Genomic DNA, 18,198 nt, shown 5'->3' on the forward strand with positions numbered 1-18,198 from the left:
GAGACGGTATGGAGGGGCAAGCCGGCCTGGCCTGGACCTCAGGAGGGCAGCTTGAGCTCTTCCGCCCCGGCTGCCTCCGGGGGCAGCTCGATCTCGATGTCCCGGTCGTAGTCGTAGAGGTCCACGCGCATGGAACTCTTCATCTCGCCCACCTGGGGGATCCCCGCCATGGTATAGGCGATCTCCATGCGTTCCGCGAGCCCGCTCGAGGTGTTGATCCACACCTTTATATCGGCATTGAAATCGGTGACCGACTCCTCGGCCATGCGCAGCCAGTCCTCCTGCATATCCTGGCCGCTCTTCTCGATATACTCGCGATACGTCGCCAGGGAGGCGTCGAAAAACTCCTTGCCGAGGCGAAAGGAGATTAGGGCCCTTCCTTCCTTTTCCTCCTCCACCCTGGTATCTTCTGCCAGCTCCGCCATGATCTCCATCTGGTCCGCGTCCACCAGCCCCATGTTCATGTTCTGGGCTTTGTAAAGTCCCAGGTTCATCTTCTGCCACCCCTGGCCCGGAGCGTACTGGTAGTAGGTGTCCCCGATGATGTAGGCCTCCGCCTTGAAGCCTCCCATCTCCACGAACATGTGCTGGCGCATCCCGTCCGGGGCGTTCTGGACGTCCGCGGTGATCGCTATGCTCATGGGCGACGAGGCGGCTCCCATGCCTATCTCGATGTCTCCCTTCATGCGGTAACCCGCGGTGCCTTTCATGGCCTCGGTGGCCTCCTTGAGCAGGGAGAGGGCATCGCCGCCCGCCGAGCCTCCCCCGCAGCCCACGGGCATCCACGCCGCCACCAGCAGAACCAACAACACTGCCGCCGTCTTTTTCATAAGGCCTCCTCGTTACCGGGTCTCCTTTCGCCCCTTAATCATAAGCCGCCGCTTCCCCCTCCTCAACCGCCGCAGGTTCCGCGGCCGCGTCCCCAGGCAGCGGCCGACCTTCATGTAGGTCATAACATGCGCCTCCGGCCCCGGCGGAGAAGGCATACCAGCATCTTCGGCGGCACCGGACACCTGCTAGGCGACCCCGCGGAACGGGGAGGCGCTCGTGCCCTCCGAGGGGCACGGCAGGTTATACGTCGAGCGCGCGCGGTATATAATCAATACGATTAGTCCATTAGCTCAGGAAGGGATGGCGCCGGCACAACATGAGGTTGCCTCATAGGCTTAAAACACCTACATACAGCGTGTTCCTGAGCAGATGTCATAATCGTTTTGATCAATGAGCAAGGAATGCCAGAGGGGGTGAGCGTTGAGGTACGCGGTGTTCTCCGATATCCACGCGAACCTCGAAGGCCTCGAGGTGGTGCTGGAGAAATGCGAGCAGGTAGGGGCGGACACCCTCGTCTGCTGCGGGGACATCATCGGCTACAACGCGGACCCCAACGCCTGCGTGGAACTGGTCCGGGAGAAAGGGGTGCGGTGCATCCAGGGCAACCACGAGCGCGGTCTGCGCGACCTCGAGGCGGGAAGGACCCCCAACATGAACCCGACGGCCATGGAGGCCCTCCTCTTCACGCGGGAGGCGCTCACGGCGGATAACCTCGCCTGGCTGCTCTCCCTACCCGAGGAGGCGGAGATAGGGGGTTTCTTCCGTATCTTCCACGGCTCCCCCTGCGACCCCGACGCATATATCTTCGACTCCTTCGAGGCCGCCTACGCCTTCAAGGCGCTGGTGCACGATTATCCGCCCCCCGGAAACCTGGTCTGTTTCATCGGCCACACCCACGTATGCGCCGCCTATGCCTTCGATGCGGAGAGTCACCGTGTGGCGGAAAGGGGCGTGCGCGGCGGCGAGCTCTTCTCCATCAAGCCGGGGGCTCATTACATGTTCAACGTGGGGAGCTGCGGCCAGTACCGTGGCGGCATCCCCGCCGCCACCTTCGCCCTCCTGGACGGCGACGAGATGACCCTCGAGTTTCATTTCCTGGAGTATGACCTGCGCGCCTGCCAGGAAAAGGTCATCGCAGCCGGGCTGCCTTCCATACTGGCGCAGCGGCTGTCCCTGGGACAATGAGGGGGAGATGGTTTATAATCATGCATATGAAGGACCGGGATGACTTACATAAATTGGCAGCAGAGGGTGATCTGCCCGCGCTGGTGGAGGCCATGGGTCATTCCCAGCCTTTCATGCGGTTCGCCGCCTCCGATCTCCTCGCCGCCCAGGGCGAGAATGCGCTTCCCCTCCTCCTGCAGGCCCTGACGCACGAGAATCCCGACGTGCGCAAGGGCGCGGCCAGGGCACTGGGGATCATCGGAGACCGCAGGGCCGTCAAGCCCCTCCTAAGCCGACTCGAGAAGGAGTCCCCGGGCGTCAGCCAGTTCATCGTTGACGCCCTCGCGGACATCGGGGACCTCCAGGTGGTGGACGACCTCTGCACGGCCACACGCAGCCACAGTCTCTCGCTGCGTTACAGCGCAGTGAGAGCCCTGGGCAAACTCAGGGACCGCAGGGCGATACCCTATCTTGTGGAGGCCCTGAGCGACGCGGCGAGCATCGTACGGTTGCGCGCGGTGGAATCGCTCTCCGTCATGGAGGAGCCCAGCCTTTGGGCACCCATAAGCGAGATGCTCGCGGACTCGTCCGCCGGAGTGCGAGCGGTCGCGGCGCGCTCCCTGGGGGAGATGCACTGCCTGCGCGCGCTGGAAAGCCTCTTTCCGCTGCTCCGCAGCGATATCGAGAGCGACATCCTCGAGGCCGCCAGGGCTCTGGGCAGGATCGGCAGCAGCAAGGCGGTGGAGCCGCTTCTGGCGGCCATGGAACGCGAGGGGCGCGAGAACGTGCTGGCGGCGATCGCGGAGGCCTTGGAGGAGATCCAGGGCGCGGAGGGTGTGGATCAGGGCTGACCGACGGCGCCGGGGGCGAGATGGGGTGTTGCCGGGATCCCCGCTCGAATCCCCAGCCTTAAGGCTTCAATAAAAGGGAAAACCTGTAGGGCAGCGAATTATCTCATGTAAGAAGCGGGGTAACCAGAAGGAGGTGAGTCATGAACAAGGCGGAACTGATCGAAGCCGTGGCCAAGGACGCCAAGTTGAGCAAGAAGGACGCGGGAGCGGCCGTCGATGCGATGGTCAACATCGTGACCAACGCGCTCAAGAAAGGCGACAAGGTCACCCTGGTCGGTTTCGGGACCTGGGAGGCGCGCAAGCGCGCTGCCCGCAAGGGCATCAACCCCAGGACTGGCGAGGCCATCAAGATCAAGGCAACCAAGGTCGTCTCCTTCAAGCCCGGCGCGGCGCTGAAGTCGGCCGTAGCGGGAAAGAAGTAGGTAGGGCTGTTTTCGGAGAGTCGCACCCTTATTGAAGCCTAGAGCCGCCCCTTCGCGGGGCGGCTTTACTCTGCCCTGGCCGGGATATACCGGTGCACAGCCTTCAACTCCAGGCGATCCGGTAATGGACCCAGGATATGATCCCCAGGGTATCCCTTGCCTTTTTGCCGACCCGAAGACATAATATATTGGCGTGCGCCCGTAGCTCAATTTGGCAGAGCAGGGGACTCTTAATCCCAAGGTTGAAGGTTCGAGTCCTTCCGGGCGCACCACTGTCTATGATCTCCAGCGGACACGGGCGGCCTCACAACCTACCACCTCCGGCCTGGTCAGCAAAGCATACAGACGGCCCCGAGCGACGAGGACAAAGGGGTGCGCGTGAACGCCCTCGAGTCCCTGGGCGAAATGGGGGAAGCATCGGCGGTGGGGCCGCTGCTGGCCTGCCTCAAGGACAGGTCGGGCAACATCTGCGCCGCGACCGCCGTGTCCCTGGGAAAGATCGGGGAACCCCGCGCCCAACAACCCCTTTTCGAGGCGCTCGACGATACCAGGCCCCTGTTGCGGCCCTTCGCTGTGGAGGCGCTGGGTTTCGTGGGCAGCGAGATCGCGGTGGACCACCCAAAGAAGGCGCTGAAAGACTCGGACGTCTATGTACGGAAGGAGGCCGTCCGCGCCCTGGAGAGGCTGCGTAGGAGAGGGATACGTGTGGACCAGGAATACGGGGGTTATCCCTTTTTCTTCCTCGCCTTTCCCTCCATGATGGCCAAGCCCAGGTCCACCACCCGCTCGAAGGGCTCCTCGCGGTCCTCTCGCAGCAGCATGCTCATGGCGCCGCCGGGACAGGCTCCCGCGCACAGGCCGCATCCCAGACACCTGTCCCGGTCCACCGCCGCGGCATCCCCCACCTCCACTGCGCCCACCGGGCAACGCTCCACGCATTCCCCGCAGCCGGTGCAGGCGTCCGCGTCCACCGCGGCGCAGAAGACGGCGTTGAGGAACCTGTGCTTGTCCATGCCCAGCTTGGTGATGCCCTTCATGGAGGCGCAGCAGCAGGGACAGCAGTTGCACAGGTTGGAGAGGTGCCGGGTGTTGACCCCGGCGTGCACCAGGCCGGAACGGTCGCATTCCTCGAGGATGCGTATGGCTTCCTCGGCGTCTATGCGGCGGCCGATGCCGTTCTCGATATAGTACTCCGCCGCAGCCCCGAAGCTGAGGCAGGTCTCGCGGGGATGATCGCATGCCTCTCCGGTCAGCTCGGCTTCCTTGCGGCAGATGCAGTCCGCCACCGCGATCACCCTCGCCGCACGCACCTCCTCGATGAGGTCGAGGTAGGGATAGAGGGTGAGGTCCGCTTCCACCGCCTCGGAGATGGGCAGGACCTTGAAACCGGGGACGTCGCTCGCCGCCATCTCCTCCCGGTAGGCGGTGTCGTAGTATTCGCGGTAGAGGGCGGCCAGCTCGCCGTCCATACGCTCCACCGAGTACTCGTAGAGTCCGATCATGAAGGGGGCGGTATTGTAGAGGGTGCGCCCCCCGCGGCGGACGCGGTAGACCAGGCCCTTCCTGGACATCGCCTCCAGCGCCGCCTCCAGGGAGCACGCGTCCACGCCGGCGCGTTCAGCCACGCTCGCGGCCTCCTCGGGCAGCGGGGAGAGCAGCATGGCCGTCTCCGCCTCCTCGGGGGTGAACAGCCGTTTGAGTATCTCGATCTCCACGCCGGAAGCGGTGGCCGGGAATCCGAGGGGCAGGCGGTCCAGGAACTCCCTCAAGCGGTGGTAGACGTCATCTCCCACTCTCTTCCCTTTCTCTCATAAGACCTGCACCACCAGGGCGAAGGGCTGGGGGGAGAAGGGGACGTTCCAGGCCGATAGCTCGATGCGGTAATCTCCAGGCCTTCCCTTCACCTCCACCACCACCCTCTCCACGTTGTTGAGGGGGTCTCGCGAGCTCCTGCCATTGGGATAAAAGACCTCCCCGCCGGGACCCACCACCCTGAGGTCGAGGTCGTTAACGAGGTGCAGCCTAGCCTCCGGCAGGGAAGGGTGATCGGACCAGGCCAGGGTGACGAGCAGCCTCTCTCCCTCGGTTACGTCCACGCTGTACACGCGCTCATCTCCAGGACGCAGTCCCTCGCGGTCGTCCACCACCTTCAGCCAAGAACCGGCTTGCCTGAAGGCGCCGAGGTCCAGCCTCCCAAAACCTTCCACCACATTGGGAGCCGGTGGGATCTCGGGGTCGTCTCTCCCGTACTGCCCCGGGCTGAGTTCCACAGCGCCGTTGACAGCGAAGGCCTTGAGCAGCGCGGCGGAGGGCTCTTCGCCCAACGCCCTCGCCAACACCGGACGCATGGCCGCCACCGCCGCGGCCGCGCGCGCCGCCGCCACACTGGTGCCGTAGGCCACCCACCATCCCGGGTCCTCGCCGGGGAGCAGTCCCGGAGCGGAAACTGCGCCTCCCGATGCGGGGACGGCGATTCCCGTGGCCGTCTCCACCAGGTCCGGCTTTATGCGTCCGTCCCGCGTCGGGCCGCGCGAGCTGAAAGCGGCCATGCCGCCGCCCGCACCCACGCATACATCAGCGCACAGGGGCTCCGACGGGAAACGGCCGGAGAACCTCCCCTCGAAATCGCCATAGGCGGGGTACCTTTCTCCCGCCAGGCCAGCTCCCGTGCCCTCGCATCCCCCCACGCTGAGGACGTTCTTCGCCGTCGCTCCTCCGAGGAGGGAGCCCTCGTCCACCCGTCCGTCGCCGTCGGCGTCCGTCCCCTCGTTGCCCGCCGCCTCCACCAACACCATCTCGGGATATTTCCACACCAGCGCGTCCCTCTGGGAGGCGAAGATCCCGTACGCCCCCAGGGATTCCCGGCCTTCGGGCACGCTGCCGCAGAGGAAAGCCCGCGCGCCCTGCGCATACGCGCCCTCGAGCATCCCGAAAAGGCTGAGGGGTTGTGGGGGGCAGGAGAGGCCGTAGCCCACGGCGTAAACGATGAGCCGCGCCGCGCTCCGCGATCCCATGCCCGCCTGCAGGCTGCCCGCCTCCACCAGCGCGCTGGCGGTCGCCGTGCCGTGACCGCATATATCCACACCGTCGTCTCCCCGCAGGGATGTGACCGCGGCCACGGAGGCGGCGAGGTAGGAAGGCAGTCCCTCCATGCCTCCCCGCCCCAGCCCGGTATCACACAGCCCCACTGCCTCCCCGCTCTCCAACTGCGCCCGGGATCCCCGCGAGGATCCGGGAACCCCACGGCATGCCTCCCGGAAGGAAGAAAGAGTCCCGGCTCCACAGAGCTCCAGCCATTCCACCGCCTCCGAGGCGGCCACCTCATGCAGTCTCTCCGCAGGCATGCGCAACACCACCGACGCGCACCAGTCGTCCGCCGCGGCTCCCAGTACCTCCAGGGAGGCGGTGGTGAATTCTTCCAGGCAACCTTCCAAGAAACGGGGAGAGAACAGCATCGCCAGCACCACCACCTCCCCTCCCTGGCACAGGCGCAGCTGCAGCGCCGGCGAGAGCTTGAAATAAGGTTGGTAGAGTCCGTGCCACCGCAGATCGCCCACCTCTTCCAGGCGCGAGAACGTCTCTCCGTTCATGCCCACGAGGAGGGTGTTGTAGGGGAGGTAGCCCCTGATTTCCGCGCCTATGCTCCGCAGGTCTTCCACCCATGCCTCTTTTATGGGCCCGTCGAACTGGAGGAGGTACGGCGCCACCGCCCGGGAAGGATAACCGTCCACCACGAAGCGGGGCGGCAGGTGTCCCGGGTCATAGACATCGGGGTAGATGGCCCCGTTGAGCAGGAGCACCGGCAGTTGCAGGGGAGGATTGCCGTTTTCTCCCCGCGCCGAGGCGCACGGAAGCATGCCTGCCGAAAGGAGCACCAACGCCGCCAAGGCCACCAGACGTTTCACCACCGCCGCCGTTCCTCCTTGCCGGCCATCGCTCCTCTTCTCCGTCCTCCCGTTCCCGGCCGCTCAAGGGGCGGAGCGCCGCCGCCAAGCCCTGGCCTCCCGCACCATCGCCTCCAGGTTGGCCAAGGGGGTGTCGTATGGCACGTCGCACCCGGTGGAGAGGATGAAATTGCGCATCCCGGCGGTATGGCGCAGGAGCCTCCTCACCTCCCAGCGCACGTCCTCCTCCGTCCCGCGCCACAACACGCGCCGGGGGTCGATGTTACCCATCAACACCAGGTTGTAGGGCACCCGGCCCGCCTCACGGACCAGGTCCACCTTCGCATCCAGAGCGACCCCCTCCACGCCCGTCAGGGAGAGCGTCTCCAGGAGGTGGGCGGAATCCCCGCAGATATGCATCATGCTTATCGCCCCCGAGGAGCGGATGATGGCCGCCAGTCCGCTCACGAACGGCCGGTAGATCCCGTCGTATTCCCGCTCCCTCAGGGCGCTGGAGGCGGGATCCACGATCATCACCAGGTCCACCCGGTGGGCCAAGGCTGCCGCGTATCCGCCCACCACCTCGGTGGCAAAGCTCAGGGGCTTGACGAGGCCGTCTCCCAGGAGCACGAGGTCCAGAAGCTCCTCCGCTCCCAGCAACTGGGCGAGCAGGGTGAAGGGGCCGGTGACAAATGTGCCGGTGATCCTCCCCTCCCCATCCGCCAAGGCCTCCGCGGCCCGCAGGAAAACGGGCATGCGGGCCGCCTTTTCGGGGTCCGGGGGTCCCAGCTCGTAAAAGCGTTCCAGCCTGGGCAGCTTCTGGTCCTGGAGGCTTGGCGGCTGCCGTGGGTGGAAGTCCACTCCCAGCCCCATGGCCTCCGCCTCCACCGTGAGGTCGAGCAGGGTGAAGACGATGTCCGGCCGCAGCCTCTCCTCGAGCGCTCGTACCGCCTCAACCTGCGCCTCCGCGTCATGCAGCGCCTCATGCACGGAACGCCCGCTCAGCCGCACGCCCGGATAGCCCGCCAGGGGCGCCACCAAGCGGCCGCTCCTGCTCATCACCAGATCAAGGAGATTCATCCCCTCTGATCCCTTCCCCAGGTTCCCGTCTCTCCGCGGCCCACCTGCCTTTTCACTCTTGAGACCCCCTCGACGCCACCGGTGCAAGACGGGGTCGAGGAAGACCGTTGTGCTCGCTCCGGTGCAGCCCTCACCGTACCTAAACCATTATACCCGCAACCGCGCCACGGGAGCCGGAAAGGGGCCGGAAAGCCCCGCCGCGACACCCGTCGCCGAGACCGGCGGCACGGCCGTCCATGGGCGGCCGGGGGTATCGGCAAGGCACGGATGAAAGGGAGCGTGTGTACGAAACGCGGCCCTCTCGGCGTCTCGGGGCGGGACACACCTCTTATGGCGGCTGAAGGCCAGAAACGCCCCTTACGGCAGAGCAGGGCATTGGATGATGCTGTCGGGCGAGGACTCCTGAGCGCCCGAGACGGCATGCAGCCGTGGATCACCGCTGCGACGGCGATGTCGGAAACGGCGGTATAGAGGGGATGCGGGCATCGAATGCGAATACGTCACCACGGCGCCCCGTATGTGCGCGGCGGCGGTCAGGCGCTGTGGCGGAGGCCTTGGCGCAGGATACCCCGTGGCAACCTGACCTCCTTGGGCACCGCGCGCACCTCGTGCGCGTCGAGATGCATGCGACCGTTGCGGCGGCAATGCCCGCAGAAGAAGGAGCCGCGCGGCATGCGCGCGCCGCACAGGGGACAGTACACACCGCCCTGGGCGAAGGGAAAGCCATAGCCCTTATGCGTACCCATCTCCACTTCCTTTCATCGTCCGTATACGCTATCCACAACGCCCACACCGGCCGCTTATCTACACCACCCTATATTGCCTTTTCCGTCTCCCCGTATAATTACCTGAAGGGTTGGTGCCGGCGTGCCGTAAGGGGGATATCCCGCGGGTGACGGGTGGGAGAGACGACGGGGCTCCGCGAGCCGGGGCGGAGAGAGACGGGTTACGGTCAGGAGAACCCGGGTGATGCCGGAAGAGCCTGAAGGGACCGTTCGCATCATCCACACCCCGCCCGCCGCCATCATCGCGCGCGACGGGGATCCCGGCGAGAGGAGCGAGGGAGAAAGGCCCCGGGGGCGGCTTGGGGAAGTGCCCGGGAGATGAGGGGGAAGGCGGGTAACCGGAATGTTCCGCGCCGCCGTGAGGCGGAGAACCGGAAACGAGAGGGATTCATGGGGAGAAGATGCTCCGAGGGATCGAGGCGATGCGTATCACCTGAAGCTGCGGGAGGCCGTGAAAGGCTCCGCCGCGGGTGGGGCTCGGCCTTGGTAGCGGCGGGCTGCCTCCTCTGCATCCTCTCCGCCCTTTTCCTTCCCTGGGCACGCGTCGCGGTGACCTGGAAGAGCATCCTCTTCAACACGGACGTGGACCTGGGCATATATACCTTCAAGCTCACGGAGAACGCCTGGTTGACGGCGGCCTTGGTCGCCGTGGCCTGCCTGGGGCTTGCCGGACTGGCATGGAGGCGAAGGTCGGGGACGGTCGCGCTCGCCGTCTCTCTGCTCCTGCTCGCGGGCTGCATCGCTTACCTGGCATCCCTCCTGTGTGAGGCCCTTGACTTCCTGGGTCTGTACGAGCGCCTGCTGGAGTTGGTCCGCGCTCTGCCCCTCATCGGCCAGGCCGCCGAGGTACTGGTCAGGGAGAGGCTCGCCGTCCGGGCCCTGCCCCACGCGGGCGGCTTCGTCTTCGCGGCCGGCGTGGCCCTTGTCCTCGCGGGAGGGCTGCTGTTGCGTCTCCGGGGCGTTCACGGAAAGACCGCCGCCTTGGACGGGGGCGGGGATGTATAATAGCGCCATGAAGGTGGTCCACTACTCGGAAGTACCGGCCGAAGACCCCGGCGGCGATACCCGCGGCGTGAGGGTGAGGTGGGTCATATCCGCGGAGGACGGGGCGCCCAACTACTACATGCGCGTGTTCGAGATCGAACCCGGGGGATTCTCGCCCCTCCACCGCCATGCGTGGGAGCACGAGATCTACATCCTCGCGGGGGAAGGCGAGCTGGTGGGAGAGGACGGGCGCCGCGGCATAGGTCCGGGGACCGCCGTCTTCATCCCCGGAGAAGAGCTACACCAGTTGAGGAACCCCGGCGGGGAGGTGCTGCGCTTCATCTGCACCATACCTTCCACAGGCTCCTGAACCGCCCTACTGCCTGCGCGCATGTATGTCGAGGGTGACCGGGACCAAGGCTCGCCCCCGGTGAGAAAGAGGGGTTCAGGGTTCCTGGAGGAGGTCATCGCCCTCCAGGATATGGATGACCTCCAGGCAGTCCATTACCATATCCTGGTATTTTCTCTGTTCCCATCCCAGGTATCCCACGGGACAGCGCACCGCGCGCACCCCCTCCACCAGCAGGTCGCGCTTGTCGTGTATATGGCCCGAGATGGAGGTGCTCACCTTGGGGTGAGCCAGGAGTATGTTGCCCGTGTCCCGGGAACCGGGGAAGGGCACGCCCTCCACCGTGAGCTCGTCGAAGGGCGGGTAATGCGTGACCACCACGATCTCGTTCACCCCGGGATCGCCTGCCAGCACCTCTATATCCTGGTCCAGGCGCAGATTGAACTCTCGTGCCACCTCGCTGTCGGGCCTCCTCGCCAGCGAAGGCACCCCCTCCATCATCAGCGAGATGTCTCCCCAGCAAGCCCAGCGCATGTCGTTCCAGACGCTGTCCAGGAGGTAATGGTGCTCCCTGGGAAACGCCGCGTGCTCCTCCTTGCCGCCCTTGCGGTCGTACCAGCCCACGCTCCCCGCGAAGCCGACCCCACGCAAGGTCACCGGCTCCATCCACAGGGGCACGAACCCGTTGCGCCTGCAGGCATCGGGCAGGTAGAAGAAATATTTCTCGTAGGAATCGTGCCCCAGCTCCTGCATCTCCTCGGAAAGCACCCAGATGTCCTGGTTGCCGGGGACGAACAGCTTGAGGCAGCGCAGGGAGGAGAAACAGTCCAGCGCGTATTCCAGGTCTCCGAGCTCGGGGCTCACGTCACCCGCGATCACCAGCACGTCCGGGTCCACCACCTTCAGCACCTCCACCAGGTAGGGGACGAGCTCCCAGTTGCGCTGGGAGATATCCACGTGCAGGTCGCTGGTGTAGGCGATCCTCAAATGCAGCACCCCCGATCGCGAGGCAACGTCATCTCTATATTAAAGCAAAGCGGCCGGTCATATGAAGGCAGCCCCCGAGGGCGTCCCCCATCCGTCCGTCGCGCCGGGGGCGCCCGTGGGGAGAGGCTCCGGCTTTTTCATCTTCGCAGCGGCGAAAAGAGGATATGGGTATGACGAGGCCCAGCGGAAGCGCACCGCCGGGAAGCCGACAGGGTTAGGACACCCGAAAAACCGGCTTCCGCCGTCAGGCCCTCGCCGCCTCGCCTCTGGAGGCGCCGCCCTCCATGCCGGGCTGGGGCAGGTGTACGAGAAAAGTGGAACCCCTGCCGTGCTCGCTCCTCACCTCGATGCGTCCGCCCTGCGCCTCCACCAGGCGGCTGACGATGTACAGGCCCAACCCCATACCCTTCACGGAACCGCCCCCGGCTTCCCCCACGCGCCGGAAGGGCTGGAAGATCAGTTTCATGTTCTCCTCGCTGATGCCCTGTCCCTCGTCCCGGACCCCCAGCACCGCCTCGCGGGCGCCGCGGCGCGCGAATACCTCCACCAGGGAACCGGGGGGCGAGTATTTCAGGGCGTTGTCCATGAGGTTGAAGAGCACGATCTCCAGCTTGTCGCGGTCGGCGAAGATCCTCTCCGCTCCCGGCTCCAGCCTTATCTCCAGCGCGTGCCGCGAGGAGCGCGCCTGGAGTTCTTCCCGTAGACCCGCCAGCAGCACCCGCAGGTCCACCTCCTCGGTGACCAGGGAGAGCTTGCCCGACTCCAGGCGCGATATCTCCATCATGTTCACCACGCTGCGCCGCAACCTGTCCGCCGCCTTCACCAGTTTGTTGGCGACCTCGCGGCTCTCCTCCGCGTCCATGCTCTCTCCGTAGTCCCGCATGACCTCCGAAAAGCCCATGATCAGGGTGAGGGGATGGCGGATCTCGTGGGAGGCCATGTTGATGAGGTCGGTCTTGGCCTTGACCCTTTCCTCCTGCACGCGGCACATCTCCTCCAGCAGGCGTATGCGGCTTCGCATGGCGTCGTGCTGCAGCGGCACCCCGACGTAGGCGCCGACCATCCCCGCCGTCCGCTCCAGCAGCGCCTCCTCCTTCGCCCCGAAGGCGGCGCCGCGGGAGCTTCCCGCCAGCATCACGCCCTGGAGGTCCTCACCCCTGAGGTCCAGGGCCATGTAGGAACGGATCCCCTTCATGGCCAGCTCGTCCTCGCCTGGGCCGCGCAGGAAGGAGTTGAGGTTGTTGCGCACCAGCCTGCCCGCGCGCGAGACGGTGAGCATGAGCGGCCCTCGGGGGTCGAGTAGCTCCTCGAAGGCTCCGTTCTCCTCCCTCTTTCCCTTGAGCAGGGATACCCTCCTGATGCCCGCCTTCCCGAACACGGAGACCAGGAGCAGGTCCAGGTCCATCCGCGCGGCCAGTTCATCGTAGAGGACGTCGCACATGTCCTCGAGGGTCCGCGAGGACGGCAGGCGGCGGAATATCCCCAGCAGGGACTCGCTCTCGGTGAGGGTATCCTCCAGGATCATGCCCTCGCGCCGGGATTCCAGGGCGGAGACTGCCTGGCCGGCGAGGAAATGCGCCAGACGGCGGTGAAACTCCTGGAAGTATTGCTCCTTGAAGAACTTCTCGAAAACCAGCGCGCCGAACCTGCCCCTGCGCCCGATGAGGGGAACCGCTATGTAGGAGCGCATCGCGGCCTCTCCGCCGTCCTCTTCACGCCGCTCCGTGCCGCACACCGCGTGCCCCCGCTCCAGCGCCGAGGCCATGCCCTCGCTGGAAATAAAACCCAGATCGTCCTCCAGCGCGCCCTCCGGGGCGTCCACCGCCCCCCTGAGCGCCCCCCCGTCCTCGTCGTAGACCATGATGGCGACGCGGTCGCAGCCCAGGAGTTTCCTGCCGCCGCGCGCTATGACCCGCAGAGCCTGTTCGGGCTGGGAACAGGCGGCGAGTTCGTCCTCTATCCCCGTCAACGCCTCCAGGGCGGCGCGGTACCCCTCGGCCAGGGACCTGCCGGCCAGCCCGCGCGCCAGTCCGAGCACGGCCGAGGCCAGGGGCTGGAGGGATTCCATCTCCGCCCTGGTGAGTTTTCTCTCCTGGCGCAGGTAGAACCCGTTCACCAGCGCCGACGCGCCTTCGCGCGCCGGCACCAGCAAGAGCACCAGGTCCTCCAGGACCGCCTGGTCGTAGGCAGGCATCTCCCGCAGAGCGGGGTTATCCGGCTTCACCACCGCCATGCGTTCCAGATGCTCCGCGACGCGTTTCACCCCCGCGGTGTTCGCGAAGAGGGCCTCCCCGCCGTACACCGATTCCGCGTACCAGCGGAAGTCCTCCATCACCTCTTCGCCCCCGGGTTCGCGGAAATAACAGAAGGCCATGGCCGCTCCCAGCTCCGCGGCCAACATGCGCAGCGCCGCGGATAGGAAGTCCTCCAAACAGGCCGCCGCGGCGGGAAGGCGTGAGAGCTGTTCCACCAGGGCGGGGAAATCCCATTTCCCGCCGCGCCCCGGCTCCGCCCCTCCCGCGGTCTCCGACTCCCCCGCGAAAAGCTCGCCCAGCTTCCCTGACAGCTGTACCAGCAGCTCCATGTCCCTGGGCTCCATGGCCGCATAGACCCTTCCGAAGAGGGTGAGCAGGCCTACCAGCCTCTCGCCCCGGAAGATGGGGGTGAGGAGGAAGCTCTTCACCTGGTTGGCGTGGAAATAGGGCTTCACCCCCGGGAAGAACTCCGCCACGCGCCCCGCGTCCAGGCTGAACTCGCGCTCCTCCGTCCGCCGCATGGCCTGCAGCAGCTCCGCAAGGCGGTTCTCGAAGAGGTGTTCGATGATCTCGGTCATCCCTCCCCATCCCCGGGAGGCCACCAGCACCGCCCGGCTCTCCCCGCCTCTCTCCTCCATACGGTGTACGGTACCGCCGTCCACGTTCAACAGCTTGATGAGGAGGTCCAGCCCCAGGGAGGCGGCGCGCGCGGGCTCGATGCGAGTCGAAAGGTATTCGGAGAGCACGCCCGATTCCGGCGCCTGCTGTTCCGCGGTCGGGCGCTCGGCCTCCTCCCCGTCTCCGGACGAGAGCAGCTCCAGCAGCTTTTCCAGCACCGCCCCCACGGCGGCGGTCCTGAAGGACTGCTGGTCCGGCAGGGCGGCGCCGGGAGGGATCACCACCAGCAGCACCGCCCTGAGCATGCCACGGCTCCTGACCGGGAAGAGCAGGAGGGTCTCGCCCGCGTCCATGCACAGGTCCTGCAGGCCCAGTTCGGCCAGCCTCTCTCTCTCCATCACGGCGTAATGCCGGGCCGGCTGCGCCTCGATCCAGTCCGCCGCCAGCAGCACGTCCTTCATGCCCTCGCGCTTTTCCGGGGGCACTCCCCAGCCCATGCTGAGCTCTAGGAACGGCGAGAGATCGCGCCGCACGAAGAGCGCCGCCCTGGTTCCTCCCAACGCCTCGACGATCACCCCGAGAGCCTCCTCCACGGAGAATCCCTGGGAATAGCGCTGCAGGATATCCCGGTACAGGTCCACGGCCTCTTTCAAGTCCATTCGCCCCTCCCCTTCCAACTTCGAGGGAATCATCGCGACATTTCCACTGCATCACACAGCGGCGGAAACGAGGTTTCCGCCCGCGGAAATGTCCTCTTATAGTATTTCGCCTGCCCTCATAAAATCCTTCCCGCAAACGACCGGGCTCAGCGGCGTTCGGATAACCTCCCGCGGGGTTTCTCAAGGGCGGGACACCCGCGCTTGGCGGCGAGTTCACGGCGCTTTTCGGGCCATAAGCCCGGCGGCACGGGCAGCAGTGGGATGAGCCCGCGCGCCCCCCAAGGGACGCCGTGACTCACCGGCGCCGGAAAGCCCTCTATCCCACCACCGGCCTGCGGCGTGCGGCGGCACTTATGGAAAGGATGGCCAGGATGAAGAGGAGGGAGAGGATCCCCGCCACCACCCAGCTCTTTTTCGACCCCTGATGGTAATTATAGGAAGGAGGAGTCTGGTAGATGAATGCGAGGCCGTTCTCGGCCCCTTCCGCCCGACCCAGTATGTGGTCGAACTCCTCCCCGCGCTGTTTTATCGCCTCCAGCTGGGATTCCGTGAGGTAAAGCCGGGCCAGGTTGCCCGCCAGTCCCTCGTACATGGCGTTGATGCCCTCTTCCGAGATCCTCCTCAGCCCCGACTCCACCTGGTCGGCGCCGTAGAGAAGGGTGTCGGGGGTGGTGGTGGAGCCCAGCCCCGAGACGGCCTCCCCCAGCCCGGAAGAGATCATCATCAGCCCCTCCTTGAGGCCGGGGTTGTTCATGTCGCCGCTGGAAAGGCCGGCCTTCATGCGGTACAGGCCATGTTGCACCTGGGCCATGGCATAGAGCAGGGTGTTGGGAGCCCCCTCCGCGCCGATCCCGGACTTCATCAGCTCCAGGCCGTTGCCCACCTGAGCGAGGGCATAGAGTAGGGTGTCGGCGGTGCTCTCGCTGCCTATGCCCTCCTTGATCTGCATGAGCCCGTCCCCCATGGCGGACATGGCATAGAGCAAGGTCTCCTCCTTGTTTGCCGACCCTATCCCCTCTTTCATGAGCTTAAGCCCGTTCTCCACCTGGGCCACGGCGTAAAGGAGAGAGGGGTTGGTGGTGGGGTCCCCTATGCCGCCGCGGATCTCGTTCAGCCCCTTCTCCACCTCGTTCACGGCGAAGAGCAAAGAGGGGTTCTGGTCGATATCCCCGATGCCGCGCTTGAGCTCCTCCAGTCCGCCCCTGATCTGGGCGGCCGCGTAGAGGAGCTTCTCCTCTCCCCCTATGCCTTCCCTTATCTCCTGCAGCCCCTTGCGTATCTCGTTGATACCGTACAGCAGGGTATCCTTTGTTTCCGGGGATCCTATGCCCGCGATCATCTCTTCGATGCCATCCAGCATCATGCCCAGCCCGTAGTGCATGGAGGGATCATCGGGGTTGGTGCTCAGGATCAGGCCCCGCTCCAGCTGGTCCACGATGGGTCCGGTCCAGAAGGCCAGCACCCTGATGAGCTCAAGGCCCGACCACAGCTCGCTGTCCACCGAGGTCTGTGAGTACATCTCCGCGATGCCGCCTTTCAGCTCCTTCAGCCCCTCGAGCAGGCCGGGATTGGAGGGATCCCCACTACTCACACCCTCTCCGATCTTCGAAACGCCGTAAAGGAGGGTGTCGGGGGTCGCCTCCGAACCGATGCCGGCTAGGATCTGCTGCAGGCCGTCGGCCATGGCGGCGATGCCGTAAAGGAGGGTATCGGGAGTTCCCGCTGAACCTAAACCCCGACTTGCCTCCTTGAGGCCTTCCTTCATCTCCTTCATGGCGTAGAGGAGGCTGGGGTTGGCGCTCGCGTCGCCTATCCCCGCCTTTATCTGCTTGAGGCCTTTCCGCATCTCATTCATGGCGAAGAGGAGGGTGTCCTGCATGGCTGCGTCCCCGATGCCCGCAGCCATCTCCTCCAAGCCTGCGGTCGCCTGGCCTACGCCGAAGAGGAGGGTATCGGGGGTATCGCTGGACCCTATGCCCGCAGCCATCTCCCGCAGCCCCTGGCTCATGGCGTTGATGGCATAGAGGGCGGTGTTGGCCACGTCGGGACCGCCGATACCTCCCAGCATGCTCATGAGGCCCGCGGAGGCGGCGTCGATAGCGTAGCTCAGGGTATCGGGGGTGCCCGGGCTGCCGATGCCCGCCACCGCTTCTTCCACCCCGGGGATGAGCTGCTCGTCCATAGCCGCTTTGGCCTCGGGCAGGCCGGCGGACATCTGCTCCAAGCCGTCCTTTATGGCGTGCACACCGTAGAGGAGGGTGTCCTCCGTATCCGCGGTCCCCAGCCCCTCCTTGATCTGCTTCACCCCGTCGAAGAGCATTTTCAACCCGATGACGAACTCGGGCAGGGTATCGCGCTGGTTGGTCTGGGGGAAGATGAAGTTGGCCGACAGCACCAGGGGGGGCATGCTGAAGTTCTTCACGTCCGCCTCCACCCATATGGTGTGGCTCTCCTCCGTGGCCGGAGGGAAGAGGGGTATGGACCAGCCCACCTGGTAGTGCTCCGGCAAGGTCACCACCACCCCCGTGGGATCAGCCTTGAGGTTGAAGAACACCTGGTTGTCGAAATACCAGTCGTAGGGGAGGATGACCAGAGGAAGATAGGTCTCCACCTCCTCGCTCTTGATCTCCCCCGTCTCGGGATCCTCGTATTCCAGGGTCCGCTTCTCCTTGCTGGTGTTCTTCATCCGCAGATAGAGCTTGAAGTGGCCGTCCTGGCCCGTCTTCTCGTTGGGGTCGGAGATGATCTCGCCGTTCCACTCGTAGATGTATTCTATGTCCAGGGGGATGCGCATCCTGACTTCCCGCACCTGCTCCTCGCCCATCATCACGGAGCTGAGGTAGTTGGCGTTCCCCTTCACTTCCAGCCCTTTCCAGACCAGGTAGTCTCCGTCCACCGTGGGGGTTGTGAAGCCCTGTACCCCCTGCCATTTGCCTCCTTCTTCCAGGGCCATCGCCTTGCGCACGTCAACGCTGCCCTCGCCCTTGAGCCCGAAGAAGGTGATCACCCGCCCCTTCTCGATGGCGCCCTTGTGGTTGGTCTCCAGGATCACCGCCTCCGAGCTAAGCACCTCGATGGCATCCTCCCTTGTGTCCGCGCCGGCCGCGGGAAAGGCCGCCAGCAGGGAGAGGGTGAGTATGGCCGCGAAAAAAACGCCTGCGCAGGCCTTACCCCATCTACGTATGCGCCTCATCTCCATCACCACCCCTCACTCCGCCGCCGGGACTTCCGCGGCCTTGGACCTGGAGAGCAGGAGGGCGTCCAGCACCGCCGCCAGCAGCAGGCCCACCAGGAGGGAGAGCACCGTGCCCACCAGGGTGGTGATGGCG

Annotated in this window: 13 protein-coding genes, 1 tRNA gene and 1 pseudogene; 7 read left to right on the plus strand and 8 right to left on the minus strand. The window is 65.5% G+C overall.

Annotated features, from left to right (window positions below; genetic code table 11):
• Positions 1-38 precede the first annotated feature (38 nt).
• Positions 39-830 (minus strand): hypothetical protein, encoded by a 792-nt coding sequence (locus H5T74_08265; protein MBC7230368.1) that lies wholly within the window; start codon positions 828-830, stop codon positions 39-41.
• Between the two features lie 421 nt (positions 831-1,251).
• Here H5T74_08265 and H5T74_08270 point away from each other — a divergent pair, with 421 nt between their 5' ends.
• The 5 genes and pseudogenes from H5T74_08270 to H5T74_08290 all read left to right on the plus strand — a co-directional run bounded on the left by H5T74_08270 (position 1,252) and on the right by H5T74_08290 (position 3,958).
• Positions 1,252-2,016: a metallophosphoesterase family protein gene (locus tag H5T74_08270; protein MBC7230369.1), complete on the plus strand. Its 765-nt coding sequence runs from the start codon at positions 1,252-1,254 to the stop codon at positions 2,014-2,016.
• 53 nt (positions 2,017-2,069) lie between these two features.
• Positions 2,070-2,846, plus strand: coding sequence for a HEAT repeat domain-containing protein (locus tag H5T74_08275; GenBank protein MBC7230370.1), 777 nt, complete (start codon positions 2,070-2,072; stop codon positions 2,844-2,846).
• Between the two features lie 140 nt (positions 2,847-2,986).
• Positions 2,987-3,268 (plus strand): HU family DNA-binding protein, encoded by a 282-nt coding sequence (locus H5T74_08280; protein MBC7230371.1) that lies wholly within the window; start codon positions 2,987-2,989, stop codon positions 3,266-3,268.
• 195 nt (positions 3,269-3,463) lie between these two features.
• Positions 3,464-3,540, plus strand: a tRNA-Lys gene (locus tag H5T74_08285).
• 67 nt (positions 3,541-3,607) lie between these two features.
• Positions 3,608-3,958: pseudogene (locus H5T74_08290) on the plus strand (HEAT repeat domain-containing protein).
• Positions 3,959-3,993: 35 nt separating this feature from the next.
• Here H5T74_08290 and H5T74_08295 read toward each other — a convergent pair.
• The 4 genes from H5T74_08295 to H5T74_08310 form a co-directional block, all read right to left on the minus strand.
• Complete coding sequence (locus H5T74_08295; GenBank protein ID MBC7230372.1) at positions 3,994-5,061, minus strand: 4Fe-4S binding protein; 1,068 nt, start codon at positions 5,059-5,061, stop codon at positions 3,994-3,996.
• Positions 5,062-5,076: 15 nt separating this feature from the next.
• Complete coding sequence (locus H5T74_08300) at positions 5,077-7,176, minus strand: S8 family serine peptidase (GenBank protein MBC7230373.1); 2,100 nt, start codon at positions 7,174-7,176, stop codon at positions 5,077-5,079.
• Positions 7,177-7,236: 60 nt separating this feature from the next.
• Complete coding sequence (locus H5T74_08305; protein ID MBC7230374.1) at positions 7,237-8,232, minus strand: uroporphyrinogen decarboxylase family protein; 996 nt, start codon at positions 8,230-8,232, stop codon at positions 7,237-7,239.
• A 533-nt stretch (positions 8,233-8,765) separates the two neighbouring features.
• Positions 8,766-8,978, minus strand: coding sequence for a hypothetical protein (locus tag H5T74_08310; protein MBC7230375.1), 213 nt, complete (start codon positions 8,976-8,978; stop codon positions 8,766-8,768).
• Positions 8,979-9,500: 522 nt separating this feature from the next.
• Between H5T74_08310 and H5T74_08315 the strand changes: the two genes are divergently transcribed.
• On the plus strand, positions 9,501-10,022 hold the full coding sequence (locus H5T74_08315; GenBank protein MBC7230376.1) for a hypothetical protein: 522 nt from the start codon (positions 9,501-9,503) through the stop codon (positions 10,020-10,022).
• Positions 10,023-10,029: 7 nt separating this feature from the next.
• Complete coding sequence (locus H5T74_08320; GenBank protein ID MBC7230377.1) at positions 10,030-10,371, plus strand: cupin domain-containing protein; 342 nt, start codon at positions 10,030-10,032, stop codon at positions 10,369-10,371.
• 75 nt (positions 10,372-10,446) lie between these two features.
• On the opposite strand, the gene H5T74_08325 is transcribed toward H5T74_08320, so the two are convergent.
• The 3 genes from H5T74_08325 to H5T74_08335 all read right to left on the minus strand — a co-directional run bounded on the left by H5T74_08325 (position 10,447) and on the right by H5T74_08335 (position 18,068).
• Positions 10,447-11,337, minus strand: coding sequence for a metallophosphoesterase (locus tag H5T74_08325; GenBank protein ID MBC7230378.1), 891 nt, complete (start codon positions 11,335-11,337; stop codon positions 10,447-10,449).
• A 244-nt stretch (positions 11,338-11,581) separates the two neighbouring features.
• On the minus strand, positions 11,582-14,869 hold the full coding sequence (locus H5T74_08330) for a GAF domain-containing protein (protein MBC7230379.1): 3,288 nt from the start codon (positions 14,867-14,869) through the stop codon (positions 11,582-11,584).
• 316 nt (positions 14,870-15,185) lie between these two features.
• Complete coding sequence (locus H5T74_08335; protein ID MBC7230380.1) at positions 15,186-18,068, minus strand: hypothetical protein; 2,883 nt, start codon at positions 18,066-18,068, stop codon at positions 15,186-15,188.
• Positions 18,069-18,198 lie beyond the last annotated feature (130 nt).

Source organism: Actinomycetota bacterium (genome assembly GCA_014360645.1).
GTDB lineage: Bacteria > Actinomycetota > Geothermincolia > Geothermincolales > RBG-13-55-18 > Solincola_B.

Coding starts and splice junctions, on each gene's coding strand:
- H5T74_08265 (MBC7230368.1), bottom strand. CDS start 830: ATGAAAAAGACGGCGGCAGTGTTGTTGGTTCTGCTGGTGGCGGCGTGG.
- H5T74_08280 (MBC7230371.1), top strand. CDS start 2,987: ATGAACAAGGCGGAACTGATCGAAGCCGTGGCCAAGGACGCCAAGTTG.
- H5T74_08305 (MBC7230374.1), bottom strand. CDS start 8,232: ATGAATCTCCTTGATCTGGTGATGAGCAGGAGCGGCCGCTTGGTGGCG.
- H5T74_08310 (MBC7230375.1), bottom strand. CDS start 8,978: ATGGGTACGCATAAGGGCTATGGCTTTCCCTTCGCCCAGGGCGGTGTG.
- H5T74_08320 (MBC7230377.1), top strand. CDS start 10,030: ATGAAGGTGGTCCACTACTCGGAAGTACCGGCCGAAGACCCCGGCGGC.
- H5T74_08330 (MBC7230379.1), bottom strand. CDS start 14,869: ATGGACTTGAAAGAGGCCGTGGACCTGTACCGGGATATCCTGCAGCGC.
- H5T74_08335 (MBC7230380.1), bottom strand. CDS start 18,068: ATGGAGATGAGGCGCATACGTAGATGGGGTAAGGCCTGCGCAGGCGTT.